This window comes from Microbacterium tenebrionis (genome assembly GCF_020682665.1).
In the GTDB taxonomy this organism is placed as follows: Bacteria; Actinomycetota; Actinomycetes; order Actinomycetales; family Microbacteriaceae; genus Microbacterium; species Microbacterium tenebrionis.
Genome location: NZ_JAGTTM010000002.1, coordinates 18,664 through 35,187, shown reverse-complemented (window position 1 = coordinate 35,187; position 16,524 = coordinate 18,664). Strand labels below are relative to the sequence as shown.

Annotated in this window: 17 protein-coding genes and 4 tRNA genes; 6 read left to right on the top strand and 15 right to left on the bottom strand. The window is 68.0% G+C overall.

Annotated features, from left to right (window positions below):
• Positions 1-45: 45 nt before the first annotated feature.
• The 10 genes from secF to pdxS form a co-directional block, all read right to left on the bottom strand.
• The gene (secF, locus tag KEC56_RS05460; RefSeq protein ID WP_227530174.1) at positions 46-1,035 is read right to left on the bottom strand and encodes a protein translocase subunit SecF; all 990 of its coding nucleotides are present in this window, start codon (positions 1,033-1,035) and stop codon (positions 46-48) included.
• Positions 1,035-2,765 carry a protein translocase subunit SecD gene (gene secD, locus KEC56_RS05455; protein ID WP_227530173.1) on the bottom strand — a complete coding sequence of 577 codons (1,731 nt, stop codon included), beginning with the start codon at positions 2,763-2,765 and terminating at the stop codon, positions 1,035-1,037. Before secD ends, secF begins: the two co-directional genes overlap by 1 nt.
• Positions 2,766-2,817: 52 nt before the next feature.
• Complete coding sequence (locus tag KEC56_RS05450; RefSeq protein ID WP_227530172.1) at positions 2,818-3,219, bottom strand: preprotein translocase subunit YajC; 402 nt, start codon at positions 3,217-3,219, stop codon at positions 2,818-2,820.
• Positions 3,220-3,292: 73 nt separating this feature from the next.
• Entirely contained in the window at positions 3,293-4,423 is a 1,131-nt protein-coding gene (ruvB, locus tag KEC56_RS05445) for a Holliday junction branch migration DNA helicase RuvB (protein ID WP_175986259.1), read from the bottom strand.
• Positions 4,326-4,949 (bottom strand): Holliday junction branch migration protein RuvA, encoded by a 624-nt coding sequence (gene ruvA / locus KEC56_RS05440; RefSeq protein ID WP_227530170.1) that lies wholly within the window; start codon positions 4,947-4,949, stop codon positions 4,326-4,328. Before ruvA ends, ruvB begins: the two co-directional genes overlap by 98 nt.
• 9 nt (positions 4,950-4,958) lie before the next feature.
• Positions 4,959-5,543: a crossover junction endodeoxyribonuclease RuvC gene (ruvC, locus tag KEC56_RS05435; protein WP_227530169.1), complete on the bottom strand. Its 585-nt coding sequence runs from the start codon at positions 5,541-5,543 to the stop codon at positions 4,959-4,961.
• A gap of 61 nt (positions 5,544-5,604) precedes the next feature.
• Positions 5,605-6,363 (bottom strand): YebC/PmpR family DNA-binding transcriptional regulator, encoded by a 759-nt coding sequence (locus KEC56_RS05430; RefSeq protein ID WP_227530694.1) that lies wholly within the window; start codon positions 6,361-6,363, stop codon positions 5,605-5,607.
• 93 nt (positions 6,364-6,456) lie between these two features.
• Entirely contained in the window at positions 6,457-6,753 is a 297-nt protein-coding gene (locus KEC56_RS05425) for a hypothetical protein (RefSeq protein ID WP_227530168.1), read from the bottom strand.
• A gap of 10 nt (positions 6,754-6,763) precedes the next feature.
• On the bottom strand, positions 6,764-7,348 hold the full coding sequence (gene pdxT, locus KEC56_RS05420) for a pyridoxal 5'-phosphate synthase glutaminase subunit PdxT (protein WP_227530167.1): 585 nt from the start codon (positions 7,346-7,348) through the stop codon (positions 6,764-6,766).
• On the bottom strand, positions 7,338-8,237 hold the full coding sequence (gene pdxS / locus KEC56_RS05415) for a pyridoxal 5'-phosphate synthase lyase subunit PdxS (RefSeq protein ID WP_227530166.1): 900 nt from the start codon (positions 8,235-8,237) through the stop codon (positions 7,338-7,340). Before pdxS ends, pdxT begins: the two co-directional genes overlap by 11 nt.
• A 79-nt stretch (positions 8,238-8,316) precedes the next feature.
• Between pdxS and KEC56_RS05410 the strand changes: the two genes are divergently transcribed.
• Positions 8,317-9,639: an aminotransferase class I/II-fold pyridoxal phosphate-dependent enzyme gene (locus KEC56_RS05410; RefSeq protein WP_175986254.1), complete on the top strand. Its 1,323-nt coding sequence runs from the start codon at positions 8,317-8,319 to the stop codon at positions 9,637-9,639.
• A gap of 29 nt (positions 9,640-9,668) precedes the next feature.
• Positions 9,669-10,520 (top strand): pyridoxal kinase PdxY, encoded by an 852-nt coding sequence (pdxY, locus tag KEC56_RS05405; protein WP_227530165.1) that lies wholly within the window; start codon positions 9,669-9,671, stop codon positions 10,518-10,520.
• On the opposite strand, the gene KEC56_RS05400 is transcribed toward pdxY, so the two are convergent.
• Complete coding sequence (locus KEC56_RS05400; RefSeq protein ID WP_227530164.1) at positions 10,513-11,049, bottom strand: HIT family protein; 537 nt, start codon at positions 11,047-11,049, stop codon at positions 10,513-10,515. The genes pdxY and KEC56_RS05400 overlap by 8 nt on opposite strands.
• 27 nt (positions 11,050-11,076) lie before the next feature.
• Positions 11,077-13,014 (bottom strand): threonine--tRNA ligase, encoded by a 1,938-nt coding sequence (gene thrS, locus KEC56_RS05395; RefSeq protein WP_227530693.1) that lies wholly within the window; start codon positions 13,012-13,014, stop codon positions 11,077-11,079.
• A 218-nt stretch (positions 13,015-13,232) separates the two neighbouring features.
• On the opposite strand from thrS, the gene KEC56_RS05390 reads away from it, so the two are divergent.
• Positions 13,233-14,588 carry a cryptochrome/photolyase family protein gene (locus KEC56_RS05390; RefSeq protein ID WP_227530163.1) on the top strand — a complete coding sequence of 452 codons (1,356 nt, stop codon included), beginning with the start codon at positions 13,233-13,235 and terminating at the stop codon, positions 14,586-14,588.
• 81 nt (positions 14,589-14,669) lie between these two features.
• Here KEC56_RS05390 and KEC56_RS05385 read toward each other — a convergent pair.
• The 3 genes from KEC56_RS05385 to KEC56_RS05375 all read right to left on the bottom strand — a co-directional run bounded on the left by KEC56_RS05385 (position 14,670) and on the right by KEC56_RS05375 (position 14,968).
• Positions 14,670-14,741 (bottom strand) — tRNA-Val (locus KEC56_RS05385).
• A gap of 27 nt (positions 14,742-14,768) precedes the next feature.
• Positions 14,769-14,839, bottom strand: a tRNA-Cys gene (locus KEC56_RS05380).
• 57 nt (positions 14,840-14,896) lie between these two features.
• Positions 14,897-14,968 (bottom strand) — tRNA-Gly (locus KEC56_RS05375).
• A gap of 150 nt (positions 14,969-15,118) precedes the next feature.
• Between KEC56_RS05375 and KEC56_RS05370 the strand changes: the two genes are divergently transcribed.
• The 3 genes from KEC56_RS05370 (at position 15,119) to KEC56_RS05360 (ending at position 16,488) form a co-directional block, all read left to right on the top strand.
• Positions 15,119-15,194 (top strand) — tRNA-Val (locus tag KEC56_RS05370).
• A gap of 353 nt (positions 15,195-15,547) precedes the next feature.
• Entirely contained in the window at positions 15,548-15,919 is a 372-nt protein-coding gene (locus KEC56_RS05365; protein ID WP_308013000.1) for a hypothetical protein, read from the top strand.
• Between the two features lie 152 nt (positions 15,920-16,071).
• Positions 16,072-16,488, top strand: coding sequence for a hypothetical protein (locus KEC56_RS05360; RefSeq protein WP_227530162.1), 417 nt, complete (start codon positions 16,072-16,074; stop codon positions 16,486-16,488).
• Positions 16,489-16,524 lie beyond the last annotated feature (36 nt).

Sequence of the window (16,524 nt, the reverse complement as noted above, 5' to 3'; positions counted from 1 at the left end):
ATCATCCTACGCGTCCGGCGGCGGGCTCGGACCGCCCGGAATGCCTCAGGAGTCAACCGTTGCGCGCTCCCGCAGCTCGAGGACGCGACGGTCGCGCTCGACGATCTGCGGCTCGCGTTCGCGGAACAGCGAGTACAGCGGCGCCGCGACGAACAGCGTCGAGTACGTCGCCACCAGGATGCCGACGAAGATCGACAGCGAGATGTCGGTGAGGGTCTCGGCGCCCAGCCAGAACGACCCGATGAACAGGATCGCTCCGACCGGAAGGGCCGCGACGATCGACGTGTTGATCGAGCGCACCAGCGTCTGGTTCACAGCGAGGTTGACGGATTCACCGAACGTGCGGGCGGAGTTCTCCCCGTCCTCCGTCGTGTTCTCCCTCACCTTGTCGAAGACGACGGTGGTGTCGTACAGGGAATACGCGAGGATCGTCAGGAAACCGATCACGGCGGCCGGCGAGATCTCGAAACCGGCGAGGGCGTACACGCCGATGGTGATGACGAGCACATCGAGCAGACCGAGGATGGCCGCGACGGACATCTTCCAGGTGCGGAAGTAGATGGCGAGGATCAGGAAGGTCAGTGCGAGGAAGATCGCCAGGCCCCACAGCGACTGCCGGGTGACGTTCTCCCCCCACACCGGGCCGATGAACGACGAGGTGACCTCGTCGGCGGGCACGTCGTAAGCCTCGGCGAGGGCGGCGGCGACCGCCTGCGTCTGCTCCGGCGTCATCTGCGAGGTCTGCACGCGCACATCCGTGCCGTTGACGATCGCGACCTTCGCCGCGGCGTCGGGGACGACGGACTCGACCGCTCCGGCCGCGATGGACTGGTCCGTGGACTTCGGCCCGACCACGGTGAACTGCGAACCGCCGGTGAACTCGATGGAGAACTGGACCGGACGCAGCAGCGGGACGAGGGCCGATGCGAGCACCAGCGCGATCGCGATGATGAACCACAGGCGGCGCTTCGCGACGAACGGGAAGGAGGTCTTGCCCGTGTAGAGGTTGTTGCCGAACTCATTCATGGAGGCCATCAGCGCTCTCCCTCGCTTCCGGCGTCGGTGGATCTGTCGCCCGCGAGCGCCTGGGCCCGCTTGCGCTCGGCAATGGTCTGGCGGCGCTCGGCCTCGCCTCGCGAACGCGCGTTCTTCGCTGCCCGTCCGCCCTTCGCCGGCGTGAGCTGCCGGAACTGCGAGCGGGTGTGGTAGACGGCGCCGAGCGCGTCGGGGTCGAGGCCGGAGAGCTTGTGGCCGCCGCCGAAGAACTTCGTCCTGGCGAGGATCTGCATCACCGGGTGCGTGAAGATCACGAAGATGAAGACGTCGATCAGCGTGGTCAGTCCGAGCGTGAACGCGAAGCCCTTGACCGTGGAGTCGGCGAGGATGTAGAGCACCACGGCGGCGAGGATGTTGATCGACTTCGAGATGTAGATCGTCCGCTTCGCTCTGCCCCAGCCGTCCTCGACGGCTCCGGTGATGGACTTCCCGTCGCGCAGTTCGTCGCGTATGCGCTCGAAGTACACGATGAACGAGTCCGCCGTGAATCCGATCGAGACGATCAGGCCGGCGACACCCGCGAGCGACAGACGGAAGCCCATGCGCCACGCGAGGATGCAGATGATGATGTAGGTCAGCACGCCCATCACGGCGATCGAGGCGATGATCACAGTGCCGAGGGCCCGATAGCTGAGCAGCGAGTAGACCGCGACGAGCGCGAGACCGATGAGGCCGGCGATGAGACCGACCTGCAGCTGCTGGCTGCCGAGGGTGGCCGAGACCGTATCCGAGCTCTCGGTGGTGAAGCTCAGCGGAAGCGCGCCGTACTTGAGCTGGTCGGCGAGCGTCTGCGCGGTCTCCTGCGTGAACGATCCGGAGATGCTCGGGCGACCGTCGAGGATCTGCGCGTTCATCTGCGGGGCCGAGATGACCTTGCCGTCGAGGACGAAGGCGAACTGGTCGCGGGGGCTCAGCCCGTCGAGCTTGTTCTGGTACAGGCGCTGGCTGATCTTGCCGAAGACCTCGGTGCCGTGGCCGTCGAGGGTCAGGTTGACCGTCCACGCGCCGGACTGCTGGTCGCGGCCGCTCGTGGCGTCATCGATGGCGTCGCCGGTGAGTTCAGTCGGCCCGAGGATGTACTTGATCGGCTGCTCGGCGTCGCACGTAATCAGCGGCTGATCCGCCGGCGCGCGGGACGGGTCGTTATCCGGATCGTCGCAGTTGTAGGCGAGGAACTCGGCCTGCAGCTTCGGCGTGATCCACGACATGTCGCTGCCGTCGGTCGGCTCGGCCGTCGGCGTGGCCTCGAGCGTGGGGTCGGGCGTCGGGTACGGCGTCTCGTTGCCGTCCTCGCCGATGAACTGCGTGGCGGGTTCTCCCGCGTAGAGCACGGACCGAAACTCCAGCTGCGCGCTGGCCTGGATGCGCGCCCGCGTCTCGTCGTCGGCGACACCGGGGATCTGCACGACGATGTTGCGCCCGCCCTCGGTGGTGATGTCGGCCTCGGCGACACCAGACGCGTCCACGCGCTGGCGGATGATCGACACCGCCTGAGCGAGCTGTTCCGGCGTCGGGTCTGCGCCGTCCTCGGTCACGGCGCTCAGGACGATCTGTGTTCCGCCCTGCAGGTCGAGGGCGAGCTCAGGCGTCCAGGAGCTCTTCTGGAAGCCGTACACCCCTAGCGCGTTGATGCCGAACAGGGCGGCCGTCACGAGGAGCAGACCGAGGAGCACCTTCCACGCATGGCGGACAGGAGAGGATGAGGCCACGTACGTTCAGCTTTCTGAGAGTCCGATCGAACCGGGTCGGTGCAGCGCAGGACTACTTGCCGTCGGAGTCGCGGTCGAGGCGCGCGCGCGTCTCTTCCGGGGTCTCGAGCGCGATCTCGGGTGCGGTCTCCTCGACGACGGAGTCGTGCGGAGCGGCTGCGAGGTCGGCGTCCGCGACGGTGTCGGTCGGCTCGACGACGCGGAGGATCGCCTGGCTGTGCACCTCGATCACGGTTCCGGGCGCGATCTGGACGAGCGCCGGGGAGTCGAGGTCGTCGTGGTCGTAGGCGGCGATCGTGCCGTACAGGCCGCCCTGCAGCAGCACCTTGGCGCCGGGGACGGTCTTGGTCGCCTTCTCCTCCTGCTCGGCCTTCATCTGCTTCTGACGCTTGCGCGTGTTGAAGAACATGAAGACGAGAAGAACGGCGAGGAGGCCGAAGAGGACGATTTCCATCAGGCGGAGCCTTTCACAGAGCGCACGCCGACGATGGACGCGCTGAGGGTTCGGGGGGTGAAGTCTTCAGCGATTATAGGTCATCGAACAATGCGGCCCCGTCGGGGTGCGGGAGCCCGAGGTGCCGGTAGGCATCGGGCATCGCGACGCGTCCGCGCGGCGTGCGGCCGAGGAACCCGATGCGCACCAGGTACGGCTCGACGACGCTCTCGACGGTCTCCGCCTCTTCGCCGACGGCGACGGCGAGTGTGCTCAGACCCACCGGGCCGCCGCGGAACCGGCGCACCAGGATGTCGAGGACGGCGCGGTCGAGGCGGTCGAGGCCGATGGGGTCCACATCGTAGAGCTCGAGGGCCGCGTTGACATCGGCGACCGCGGCACTCCCCTGCGCGCCGTGCACCAGCGCGTAATCGCGCACGCGTCGGAGCAGCCGGTTCGCAATCCGGGGCGTCCCGCGCGAGCGCCGCGCGATCTCATGACGCGCGTCATCGGGCAGTTCGACGCCGAGCACGCGCGAGGAGCGGTGGATCACCTTCTCGAGATCCGTGTCCTCGTAGAACTCCAGGTGGCCGGTGAACCCGAACCTGTCGCGGAGCGGATTCGGGAGGAGCCCGGAGCGCGTCGTCGCGCCGACGAGAGTGAAGGGCGCGAGATCCAGCGGGATGCTGGTGGCACCGGCGCCCTTGCCGACCATGATGTCGATGCGGAAGTCCTCCATGGCGAGATAGAGCATCTCCTCCGCGGAGCGCGCCATGCGGTGGATCTCGTCGATGAACAGCACCTCGCCGGGCACGAGACTCGACAGCAGGGCGGCGAGGTCGCCAGCGTGCTGGATCGCCGGCCCACTCGACAGCCGCAGCGGCCGCTCGCTCTCATGCGCCACGATCATCGCGAGTGTCGTCTTGCCGAGGCCGGGGGGCCCTGCGAGGAGGATGTGGTCGGGCGGACGGTTCTGGATGCGGGCAGCGTCCAGGAGCAGCTGCAGCTGCCCGCGCACCTTGGGCTGGCCGACGAACTCGCCGAGGCTCGCAGGGCGCAGCGCGCCCTCGATCGCGAGCTCGGTCTCGTCGATGGCCTCGGCGGGATTGCGCCCGCCCTCGTACTCGTCAGCCACGCGCCCCGCCCGTCTTCGCGGGCCCCAGGGCGGCGAGCGTCTGCCGCAGCAGCGCGGGCACCGACGCGCGGTCGGCGTTGCTCGCGGCATCCGCGGTCTCGGCGGCAGCATCCGTGGCCACCTTCTCCGACCAGCCGAGCCCGACCAAAGCCGCGGTGACCTGAGCGATCACGGCGTCCGCCGCAGGGCCGGAGCGGCCCGTGGGCGTCGCCGTCGGCGGCTGCAGCTTGCCGGCGAGCTGCACGACGATGAGCTTCGCCGTCTTGGGGCCGATGCCCGACACTCGCCGGAATGGAGCGTCGTCGTCGTCGGCGACCGCAGCGGCGATCTGATCGACCGTGAGGTGGCCGAGGACGCCGAGAGCGGACTTCGGACCGACACCGGTGACGCTGAGCAACTGGGTGAACACGTCGAGCTCTGCGCGCTCAGTGAATCCGAACAGCGTGAGCGCGTCCTCTCGCACGATCAGGCTCGTGTGCAGTCGCAGCTCGGAACCCGCGCGCGCCGTGTGCGCCACGTCGCCGGGCACGAACACGAAGAAGCCCACGCCGCCGACCTCGACGATCACGTGGTCGGCACCGGTGGACAGCACGGTGCCGCGCAGGGAGGAGATCATTCCCCCACCCTATGTCGTGGATCGTATGTATGTTCGAGCGACACGCTCCGCCTCGGCCCACGCGCGCTGCGCGGGGGTCTGGGCGCCACCGTCCTGCCGCGGGCCCGCGCCGCGGCGCCAGGCGTGGCACAGGGCGATCGCGAGAGCATCGGCGGCGTCGGCGGGCTGCGGCGGAGCATCCAGCCGCAGGATGCGGGCGATCATCGCCTGCACCTGCTTCTTGTCGGCCGAACCGTAACCGGTCACGGCCGCCTTGACCTCGCTGGGCGTGTGGGTCGCCGCGGGCAGACCCGCCTCTGCCGCCAGCAGCAGGGCCACGCCGCTCGCCTGGGCCGTTCCCATGACAGTGTGGCTGTTGTGCTGCGCGAAGACACGCTCCACGGCGACGGCGTCCGGCCGGTGCTCGACGAGGACGGAGCGGATGCCATCGGCCACGGCGGCCAGCCGCTCTCCGATCGGCGCGTCGACGGGCGTGCGGATCACGCCGACGTGCACGAGGTCGGCGCGCCGGGATCGATCCACGTCGACGATGCCGACGCCGCACCGGGTCAGGCCGGGGTCGATCCCGAGCACCCGGAGAGAAGAAGCCGCCACTCCCCCAGGCTATGCGCGCGGGGAGCGGCGGCTTCGCAGACTCGCAGGTGTCGGGTGCGACTTACTCGTCGTCCTCGAGCTCGGCCTGGACCTCGGCCGACAGGTCGAAGTTGCTGAAGACGTTCTGCACGTCCTCGCTGTCCTCGAGGGCGTCGATGAGACGGAAGACCTTGCGCGCGGTATCGGCGTCGATCTCGACCTTGAGGTTGGGCACGAACTCCACATCGGCCGAGTTGTAGTCGATGCCGGCATCCACAAGAGCGGAGCGCACCGCGACCACGGAGGAGGCGTCGGTGATGACCTCGAACCCGTCGGCGTGGGGCTCGATCTCCTCGGCGCCCGCCTCGAGCGCCGCCATCATGACGTCGTCCTCGGTGGTTCCCTCGCCGCTCACGACGATGACGCCCTTGCGCTCGAAGTTGTAGGCCACGCTGCCGGGGTCCGCGAGGTTGCCGCCGTTGCGGCTGAGAGCCGTGCGCACCTCGGCAGCAGCACGGTTCTTGTTGTCGGTCAGGCACTCGATCATGAGCGCCACGCCGTTCGGGCCGTAGCCTTCGTACATGATCGAGGTGTACTCGACGGCCTCGCCGCCGATGCCTGCGCCGCGCTTGATCGCGCGGTCGATGTTGTCTTTGGGGACAGAGGTCTTCTTGGCCTTGAGCACCGCGTCGTAGAGCGTCGGGTTGCCCGCCAAGTCAGCGCCGCCGAGCTTCGCGGCGACTTCGATGTTCTTGATGAGCTTGGCCCACGACTTCGCACGGCGCGCGTCGATGACGGCCTTCTTGTGCTTGGTCGTCGCCCATTTGGAGTGCCCGGACATATGTCTCCGCTCGTCGAATCCGCCCGAGGCTTCGCCAAGGGCATCGTCCATTCTAACGAACGGCGTCGTCGGGGCGTGCGCCGCCCTCCCGCGTCAGCCCTCGTCGTCGTCGCGGACGACGCGCACTGCTTCGATGTGACGCCCGTAGCGCCACAGGATCTCCTGACCCGGCGCGAACCGCGGCACGTCGTCGCCCGCGGAGAGGACGGCTGCCTCGAACGCGGGGTCGTCGTGCGCCGGTCCCTGCTCCGCCTCCCCGAGAACCGCCACGGCCTCAGCCAGCGGCATGCCGTGCGCCGCGATCCGCTGCCATCCGTCGCCTCGTCGGCCTATCAGCTCGACGCTGCCGCCGCTCGCACTGACATCCGTGGATCCGATCGGCAGGCGCATGGGTCACACGCTACAGGGCGGCGAGCAGTCTCCTGTGGAAGCGATCCTCGCCGCTGATCTCGGGATGGAAGCTCAGCCCGATGAGACCGCCCTGCTCCACGCCGACGATGCGTCCGTCCGGGAGCGAGGCGAGGACAGAGGCCGAACCGCCCACCGTTTCGATCACGGGACCGCGGATGAAAGCGGCGCGCACGGCATCGCCGTCGATGCCCGGCGCGACCAGCTCCGCCTCGAAGGACTCGACCTGCCGCCCGAAGGCATTGCGTCGGACGACGGCGTCGAGCCCGCCGAACGACTCCTGCCCGTCGATCGCATCGATCACGGTGTCCGCGAGCATGATGAGTCCGGCGCACGTGCCGAGCATCGGCATGCCGTCCGCGATGGCCGCGCGGATCGGATCACGGAGCCCGAACGTGCGCGATAGCTTGTCGATCACGGTCGATTCGCCGCCGGGGATCACCAGAGCGTCGACCTGTGCGAGCTCTTCCGGGCGCCGGACGCGCAGAGTGTCGGCTCCGAGCGCCTGCAGGACGTGCTCGTGCTCTCGCACGTCGCCCTGCAGGGCCAGGATGCCGACGCGCGGACTACCAGCCACGCTCGGCGAGGCGGTGCGGGGCCGGCAGGTCCGTCACGTTGATGCCGACCATGGCTTCGCCGAGGCCGCGCGAGACGTCGGCGATCACCTTGGCGTCGTCGTAGAAGGTCGTCGCCTTCACGATGGCGGCGGCACGAGCCGCGGGGTTGCCGGACTTGAAGATGCCCGAGCCGACGAACACGCCATCCGCACCGAGCTGCATCATCATCGCGGCATCCGCGGCGGTCGCCACGCCGCCGGCGACGAACAGCACGACGGGGAGCTCGCCGTTCTCGGCGATCTCGGCGACGAGCTCGTAGGGCGCCTGCAGCTCCTTGGCGGCGACGTAGAGCTCATCCTTGGACAGTGCGCCGAGGGCCGCGATCTCGCCGCGGATCTTGCGGATGTGCTTCATCGCCTCCGAGACGTCGCCGGTGCCCGCCTCGCCCTTGGAGCGGATCATCGCCGCCCCCTCGTTGATGCGCCGCAGCGCCTCGCCGAGGTTCGTGGCGCCGCACACGAACGGAACGGTGAAGTCGTACTTGTCGATGTGGTTGACGTAGTCGGCGGGCGAGAGCACCTCGGACTCGTCGATGTAGTCGACGCCGAGCTCCTGCAGCACCTGCGCTTCGACGAAGTGCCCGATGCGCGCCTTCGCCATCACGGGGATCGAGACGGCATCGATGATGCTGTCGATCATGTCGGGGTCGCTCATGCGCGAGACCCCGCCCTGTGCGCGGATGTCGGCGGGCACGCGCTCGAGCGCCATGACCGCGACGGCTCCCGCGTCCTCGGCGATCTTCGCCTGCTCGGCGGTGACGACGTCCATGATCACGCCGCCCTTGAGCATCTCGGCGAGTCCGCGCTTGACGCGGGCCGACCCGGTGGTGGTGTTCTTCTCTGCGGCCATGGTGGATCCCTCCGTGCATCCAAACGTGCTTTTGATCTATGCCAAAAGATACCACCGCGCGGCCGCACCCTAGACTCGGATGACGGGAGGTGTCGTGAACGAGCAGATCACCGGGCGGACGGCCAGCGAGATCGCCACCAGCGTGCGCGAGCTGCGGGAACGCGGTGTGCTCTCCCCCGGCACAGTGCTGCCCCCGGTCCGCGAGCTCGCGGCACGCCTCGGCGTCAACCGCAACACCGCGGTCGCCGCCTACCGACAGCTCTCCCAGGCCGGACTCGTGGTCACCCGCGGCCGCGCAGGGACGATGCTCGTCGAGCACGACGCCGTCGCGCAGGAGGGATACGCGCAGGACACCGTGCTGCGCGACGTCGGAACCGGCAACCCGGACCCCGCTCTCATCCCCGATCCGTCGAACGTGCTCAGTCGTGTGCTCGGCCGTCCCGTCCTTTACGGCGAGCCCGTCATCGATCCGGCGCTCGACGCGTGGGCGCGCGAGTGGGTCGCACCCGATCTCCCGACGCCGGAATTCCGCGTGACGATCACGAGCGGGGCGGTGGATGCTGTCGAGCGACTGCTCGCGCAGGCTCTCATGCGCGACGACGCGGTCGCGCTGGAGGACCCGTGCTTCCTCGCCAGCATCCACACGGTGCGCCTGGGCGGTTACCGCGCCGTGCCCGTGCCCGTCGACGACGAGGGCATGACCGTCGACGGGCTGCGAGCGGCATTGGATGCCGGCGTGCGGGCCGTCATCTCCACACCGCGCGCTCAGAACCCGACCGGTGTCAGCCTCTCCCCCGAGCGGGCTGCCGCTCTGCGCGCACTGCTCACGGAGCATCCGTACGTCCTGATCATCGAGGACGACCATTTCTCGATGCTGTCCGAGCGGCCGTACGAGAGCCTGATCGGCCCCGGACACCGACGGTTCGCGCTGCTGCGATCGGTGTCGAAGTTCCTCGGGCCCGACATGTGCCTGGCGATCGCGGCGACCGATCCCGAGACGGCCGAGCGCCTCGCGATGCGCCTCAGCCCCGGCACCACCTGGGTGAGTCATCTGCTGCAGCGGTTGACGATCGGGATGCTCACCGACGAGACGTCCACCGCGACCATCCGCGCCGCCGGCGCCCACTACGCGGAGCGCAACCGCGCGTTCGCGGCTCGCCTCCGAGACCACGACATCGACGCCGAGTACGTCGACGGCATGAATCTGTGGGTGCGGCTTCCGCGTCCGGCCCGCGCTGTCTCGGAGCAGCTGATGCGTCGCGGATGGCTGGCGCGCACCGGCGACGAGTTCCTTCTCGACGAGGATGCAGGCCCCTCCCATCACATGCGCCTCACGGTTCATGCACTGAGCGATCAGGACGCCGATCAGCTGGCCGCTGACATCAGCGCCGCTGTGCGGTGATCATGCGGCGCAGGTGAGAGGATCGAGGGATGAAGATCCTCTCGATCCAGTCCGCTGTCGCCTACGGCCACGTCGGCAACTCCGCCGCCGTCTTCCCGCTGCAGCGCATCGGCGTCGACGTTCTGCCGGTCTACACCGTGAACTTCTCCAACCACACCGGTTACGGCGCCTGGCGCGGACCGCTCATCGACCCGGCGGATGTCCGCGACGTCATCACCGGCATCGAGGAGCGCGGCGTCTTCGGGCAGGTCGACGCCATCCTCTCCGGATACCAGGGCGGCGAGGGCATCGGCGATGTCATCATCGACGCCGTCGCGCGCGTGAAGGCCGCGAATCCGGACGCCGTGTACGCGTGCGACCCGGTGATGGGCAATGCGAAAAGCGGATGCTTCGTGGCGCCGGCGATCCCCGAACTCCTGCGCGAGAAGGTCGTCCCCGTCGCCGACATCATCACCCCGAACCAGTTCGAGCTGGGCTTCCTCACCCGCACGGAGCCGGACACGCTCGAGTCCACCCTCGAGTCCGTGGATCTCGCCCGCGCCATGGGCCCCCGGACCGTGCTGGTCACGAGCGTCGAGCGCCCAGACCGCGAAGAGGGCACGATCGAGATGCTCGCGGTCGACGACGACAGCGCCTGGATCGTCCAGACGCCCTTCCTGCCCATGAAGGCGAACGGCTCGGGCGATGTGACCGCAGCGCTGTTCACGGCGCACTACGTGTCGACGGGCAGCGCTCAGACCGCGCTCGAGCGCACGGCGTCGAGCGTGTTCGACCTGCTGAAGCTGACGCTGGAGTCGGGCGAGCGCGAACTGCAGCTCATCGAGGCGCAGGAGTCCTACGCGCACCCGAAGATGCAGTTCGCAGCGCGTCAGGTCAGGTAGCCGGCCACGCGTTCGCGACGGCCTCGCGGACGTCACCGAGCAGCTGCGGCAGCGCCTTGGTCTTCGCGATGATCGGGAAGAAGTTCGCATCCGAGCGCCAGCGCGGCACGATGTGCTGGTGCAGATGCGCGTCGACACCGGCGCCGGCCACCGCGCCCTGATTCATGCCCAGGTTGAACCCGTCGCACTTCGACACCTCGCGCAGCACCCGCATGCCGGTCTGAGTCAGCGCGCCGATCTCGGCGACCTCCTCGGGGCTCGCCTCGTCGTAGGTCGCGATGTGCCGATACGGGCACACGAGCAGGTGTCCCGAGTTGTACGGGAACAGGTTCAGCAGCACGTACGCCGTCTCGCCGCGCGCGACGATCAGGCGCTCCGCATCAGGATGCTTCGGCGCCTCGCAGAACGGGCACTCCTCGCGCAGCGGCTCGGGGCCCGCCTGGATGTACGCCATCCGGTGCGGAGTCCACAGGCGCTGGAACTCGTCGGGGACGCCGGCGAGATGCCCGGCATCCTCTGCCTCACTCACGAATCGGTCCCTGAGCCTGTCGAAGGGTCACGCGAGGTCCTCGACCGTGTGCACGAGCGCGTGCGAGTCGATCGCCGCTCGGATGCGGGCCACGGCATCCGAGATCGGCACGCCGTTCTGCTGCGTGCCGTCGCGGAAGCGGAACGAGACCGTCCCGGCGTCCCGGTCCTTCTCCCCCGCGATGAGCATGAGCGGCACCTTGCCGGTGGTGTGGTTGCGGATCTTCTTCTGCATCCGGTCATCGGACGTGTCGAGCTCGGCGCGCACGCCGCTCTCGCGCAGCGTGCGGATCACGTCGCCGAGGTAGTCGGCGAAGTCCTCGGCGACGGGGATGCCGACGACCTGCACCGGCGAGAGCCAGACCGGGAAGTCTCCGGCATAGTGCTCGAGCAGGATGGCGAAGAAGCGCTCGATCGAGCCGAACAGCGCGCGGTGGATCATGATCGGCCGCTTCTTCTGACCGTCGCGGTCCATGAACTCGAGGTCGAAGCGGTCAGGCAGGTTCGGGTCGACCTGGACGGTCGAGAGCTGCCAGGTGCGACCGATGGCGTCACGGGTCTTCAGGTCGATCTTGGGCCCGTAGAAGGCGGCTTCGCCCGGTACCTCAGTCAGCTTCAGTCCGGATGCCACGGCCACCCGGCGCAGCGCATCGGTCGAGCTCTCCCAGAACTCGTCCGTGCCGATCCACTTGGACTTCTCGTCGTCCTTCATCGAGAGCTCGAGCTCGAAGTCGGTCAGGCCGAAGTCGCGGAGCATCGACAGGATGAACTCCAGAACCTTGCCGACCTCCTCCTCGAGCTGGTCCGGGGTGACGAACAGGTGCGAATCGTCCTGGGTGAAGCCGCGGACGCGGGTGAGGCCGTGCAGAGCGCCGGAGAGCTCGTTGCGGTACACCGTGCCGTTCTCGGCCAGACGCAGCGGCAGATCGCGGTAGCTGCGCGCGCGCTCCTTGTAGATGAGGATGTGCATCGGGCAGTTCATGGGCTTGAGGTAGTAGTCCTGGCCCTGCTTGGTGATGTTGCCCTCGTCGTCGCGCTCCTCGTCCATCACGATCGGCGGGAACATCCCGTCCTTGTAGGTGATGAGGTGGTTCGAGGTGAGGAAGAGGTCCTCCTTCGAGATGTGCGGCGTGTACACGTAGGTGTAGCCGCCCTCGATGTGGCGCTTGCGGGCGTGCTGCTCCATCTCACCGCGGACGACGCCGCCGCGGGGGTGCCAGACGCTCAGGCCCGAGCCGATCTCCTCGGGGAACGAGAACAGGTCGAGCTCCTTGCCGAGCCGGCGGTGGTCGCGCTTGGCGGCCTCCTCGAGGCGGTGCTGGTACGCACGCAGCTCGTCCTTCGACGGCCACGCGGTGCCGTAGATGCGCTGCAGCTGCGGGTTCTTCTCGCTGCCCCGCCAGTAGGCGGCGGCGATGCGAGTGAGATCCCAGCCGTTGCCGATCATGCGGGTGTTCGGCAGGTGCGGGCCGCGGCAGAGGTCCTTCCAGGCGACCTCGCCGTCGCGGGTGGTGTTCTCGTAGATCGTCAGGTCGCCGGCGCCGATCTCCGCCGATGCACCCTCGGCCGCATTCGCGCCAGAGCCGGGGCCGCCGGCCAGGTCGATGAGCTCGAGCTTGAACGGCTCGTCGGCCATCGCCGCTCGTGCCTCGTCCTCGGTGACCACGCGGCGGACGAACCGCTGGCCCTCGCGGATGATACGCTGCATCTCCTTCGAGATCGCCTTGATGTCCTCGGGCGTGAACGGGGTGTCGACGCCGAAGTCGTAGTAGAAGCCGTCGGTGACCGGCGGTCCGATGCCGAGGTTCGCCTGCGGGTTGATGCGCTGCACCGCCTGAGCGAGGACGTGAGCGGTCGAGTGCCGCAGGATCGCGAGCCCGTCCTCGCTGTCGATCGTGACCGGCTCGACGTCGTCGGTTTCGGTCAGGGTCGTCGCGAGATCCTTGAGTTCGCCGTTCACGCGCATCGCGACGACGGATCGGTCAGAGAACAGGGCGAAGCCGTCGCGGGCGGCGCCGGCGGGCTCGTCGATTTCAGGCACAGGTCACTCCATCTGGGTCGCCCTCTAGGCTACTCGCCCTGCGAGGGCGGACCGCGCGCCCGCGCCCCTGGCGGATCACCGCGAAGAGTCGGGATTTCGCGTGGGTTCCCGGACTCAGCCGCGGCGTTCGCAACAATGGGGAGATGTCTTCCGCATCGCTTGTCTGGCTCCGCGACGATCTTCGTCTGGCCGACAACCCCGCGCTCAGGGCAGCGATCGACAGGAACGAGCCGGTCGTCGTGTTGTTCATCCTCGACGAGGAGTCCCCCGGTTTTCGCCCCTTGGGGGGCGCCGCCCGGTGGTGGCTCCACTACTCGCTCGCCTCCCTGACCGAGCGGCTGAAGAGTGTCGGCGCGTCTCTGGTGCTGCGTCGAGGACCCGCCGCCCGTGTGCTGCATGAGACGGTGACGGACACCGACGCCGGTGCGGTGTTCTGGAATCGGCGGTACGGCGGTGCAGAGCGCGCCGTGGATGCCGCGCTCAAGGATGCTCTGCGGGCGGAAGGGCGAGAAGTCACATCGTTCGCGGCCTCGCTGCTGCACGAGCCGTGGACGGTGAGGACCGGAGGCGGCACGCACTTCTCGGTGTTCACTCCGTTCTGGCGCGCCTGTCTTGCGCTGCCCGCGCCACGCGCGCCATTGCCGGAGCCACGGGCCATCGACGGGGTTCGTCGCTCACCGGCATCCGACGATCTGGATGACTGGAAACTGCTCCCGACCCGCCCCGACTGGGCCGAGGGTCTCCGCGAGACGTGGGAGCCCGGCGAACCCGCGGCACGCGCGCGGCTACGGTCTTTCCTCACCGAGGATCTGGCCGCATACGACGACGCTCGAGACGTACCGTCTGCCGGCTCCACCTCGATGCTGTCACCCCGCCTGCGCTGGGGCGAGATCAGCCCGCACACCGTGTGGCAGGAGGCGATCGCAGCTGAGGGCGCCGGCGGGTTCCTGTCCGAACTCGGATGGCGCGAGTTCGCCTGGCACACGGCATACCACCGTCCGGACCTCGCAACCCGCAACCTGCGCCGGGAGTTCGACGCGTTCCCGTGGCCGAGGATGAAACCGACGCACCTGTCCGCGTGGCAGCGCGGCGAGACCGGCATCCCCTTCGTCGACGCCGGTATGCGCGAGCTCTGGCGAACCGGGTTCATGCACAATCGCGTGCGCATGGTCGCCGCCTCGTTCCTCACGAAGAACCTGCTCATCGACTGGCGGCACGGCGAGCAGTGGTTCTGGGACACTCTGGTTGACGCCGACGGGGCGAACAACCCGTTCAATTGGCAATGGGTCGCCGGTTCAGGTGTCGACGCCGCCCCGTACTTCCGCATCTTCAATCCGGAGCTGCAGGCTAAGAAGTTCGACCCGCAGGGGCTGTACACGACGCAGTGGGCGCCGGACACTCCCCGGACGCCGATCGTCGATCTCGGTGAGACCCGCAAAGCCGCGCTCGCTGCGTATGACATCGTGAAACGGGTCCGCAGAGCTGACGCTCCCGACTGAGGACGAGCCTGATGAACGCGCGGGCGGATTCACCGCCCCGTCAGACGAAGAAACCCTCGGCGAACCGAGGGTTTCAGAGTGTGCGCGATACTGGGATCGAACCAGTGACCTCTTCCGTGTCAGGGAAGCGCGCTACCGCTGCGCCAATCGCGCCCGTTGGGGCTTGTTCAATTGTATGAGAGGTGGCGACGGGATTCGAACCCGTGTAAACGGCTTTGCAGGCCGGTGCCTAGCCTCTCGGCCACGCCACCGCGAGGTGGATTCGAACCCACATGCCGAAACCCCCTTTGCGGGGGCTCCTGCACTCGAGCGGATGACGAGATTCGAACTCGCGACCCTCACCTTGGCAAGGTGATGCGCTACCACTGCGCTACATCCGCATTTCGTGTTCCGGCGTCCCGGGCACTTGTAAAACATTAGCCGATGATTCCCGACCTGCAAAACCGGACACGGATCTCGCGCGTGTCCGGCGGAATGGTCCGGAGCGGCTCGAACGTTCCGGTAGTATCGATTCTCGACCCCAGGTCATCGGGCGATTGGCGCAGTTGGTAGCGCGCTTCCTTCACACGGAAGAGGTCGTCGGTTCGAGTCCGGCATCGCCCACCACAGGGAACCGCGTAATCACGCGGAAGTCCCTACTCCCCCAGTGCTGACGGCCAGGTCGACGAGTGGGCGCGTCGTCTCGATCTCGCGTAACCGCGAGCGGCGTAGTCGTATCGGTCATCCGCGACGACGCCGCGAGGGGCGGGCGGCCGTATCTCGCCCGCCCCTCGTTCCCATCACACAAGCAAAGTTAGAGAGGCACCGGAGCATAAACGCTCACACCGACACCACCGCAGCAGCGCTCGCGGCAGGCCCTCACGCACGCCGCGCGCACAGCCGACACCGTCAAGATCGTCCCGAGTGAACTGCTCCTGCCCGCGCTGAAGGCCGCATGGGAGGGGCGCTACCTGCGTCGCATGGTCGATGCCGCCGTCGAGGCGGGCAGGATCACCGCCGACGAAGCCGATCGCATCTTCGCCGACTACGACGAAACCGGAGACTGGGTGGAGGCCAACGGGGCAATCAGCGCCCGCATCCGCTGGTGGCCGCATGATCTGGCCGCGCACATGCCGCTGACAAGCATCGACGTCGTGCTCTGCCGGAACGTGCCGCCGACGATCACGCGGCAGGATCGGGCGGGCGTGGTCGACCGACGCGCGCATATGGGCGTTCCGGTCGTTCTCGGTGCGTCCGATCTGTTGCACACGGGCCGCGACTGGCTGCGACGCTTCAGGCCTGCTGTGTCGCCGTTCGTGTTTCGCTCGACGGCGGCGCGCCGGAACGCTTGACCGCGAGAGAAGAGAGCACTCGCTCTGATCTGCAGTTTCTCGACCTGCTGGCACAGCGATAGTGCAGTGGCACACGTGCCGTGCCCTCGCACGACGCTCGCCAAGCCTGACGGTGTGTCCGGTAGCGTCGGAGGTCACGAAAGGAAGGCACTGTGGTCGAGGTCATCGTCGGTGGCTTAATCAGCGGAGTAGTCGTGCTCATCATCGCGGGACTCTGGAAGCGCCGCCATGCTCCTCGTCGTTGGGTGCGGGAGCAGGACAAGATCGCCACCACAATCGAGCAGAAAGATGCTCGCCAGGAACTGACGGTGCTTCGAGAGCAGGTCGTCGAGGTTGCACGTGCCCGCAACGTCGTAATCCCCGCCTCGTCGACGGGCATCAACCCAACCATCGTGACTTTCTCGGATGGATCGGTGTGGTGCTACTTCAATGACCACGCGAGGTATGTGCACGCCATACGTGCGGGGCAGGTTCCGCCCACGCGATCGTCTCGCGGCACGCCGTCTGTACCCGTCTCGCGGTGGAAGAAAGAGACCTTGGAGCGGTGGCTCGCGGAGAACGCCGACTAAGCCGGACTCGTGACACTGGGATCGCGGCGCCTCAGC

What these genes read in the sequence shown, in the direction of transcription:
- ruvA (WP_227530170.1), bottom strand. Translation starts at nt 4,949, where the DNA reads ATGATCTCCTCCCTGCGCGGCACCGTGCTGTCCACCGGTGCCGACCAC.
- KEC56_RS05430 (WP_227530694.1), bottom strand. Translation starts at nt 6,363, where the DNA reads ATGTCCGGGCACTCCAAATGGGCGACGACCAAGCACAAGAAGGCCGTC.
- thrS (WP_227530693.1), bottom strand. Translation starts at nt 13,014, where the DNA reads ATGCGCGTGAACGGCGAACTCAAGGATCTCGCGACGACCCTGACCGAA.
- KEC56_RS05425 (WP_227530168.1), bottom strand. Translation starts at nt 6,753, where the DNA reads ATGCGCCTGCCGATCGGATCCACGGATGTCAGTGCGAGCGGCGGCAGC.
- KEC56_RS05365 (WP_308013000.1), top strand. Translation starts at nt 15,548, where the DNA reads ATGGTCGATGCCGCCGTCGAGGCGGGCAGGATCACCGCCGACGAAGCC.
- ruvB (WP_175986259.1), bottom strand. Translation starts at nt 4,423, where the DNA reads ATGCCGCGAGCAACGCCGACCGCGCGTCGGTGCCCGCGCTGCTGCGGC.
- KEC56_RS05450 (WP_227530172.1), bottom strand. Translation starts at nt 3,219, where the DNA reads ATGGAAATCGTCCTCTTCGGCCTCCTCGCCGTTCTTCTCGTCTTCATG.
- pdxY (WP_227530165.1), top strand. Translation starts at nt 9,669, where the DNA reads ATGAAGATCCTCTCGATCCAGTCCGCTGTCGCCTACGGCCACGTCGGC.
- pdxS (WP_227530166.1), bottom strand. Translation starts at nt 8,237, where the DNA reads ATGGCCGCAGAGAAGAACACCACCACCGGGTCGGCCCGCGTCAAGCGC.
- KEC56_RS05410 (WP_175986254.1), top strand. Translation starts at nt 8,317, where the DNA reads ATGACGGGAGGTGTCGTGAACGAGCAGATCACCGGGCGGACGGCCAGC.
- KEC56_RS05390 (WP_227530163.1), top strand. Translation starts at nt 13,233, where the DNA reads ATGTCTTCCGCATCGCTTGTCTGGCTCCGCGACGATCTTCGTCTGGCC.
- secF (WP_227530174.1), bottom strand. Translation starts at nt 1,035, where the DNA reads ATGGCCTCCATGAATGAGTTCGGCAACAACCTCTACACGGGCAAGACC.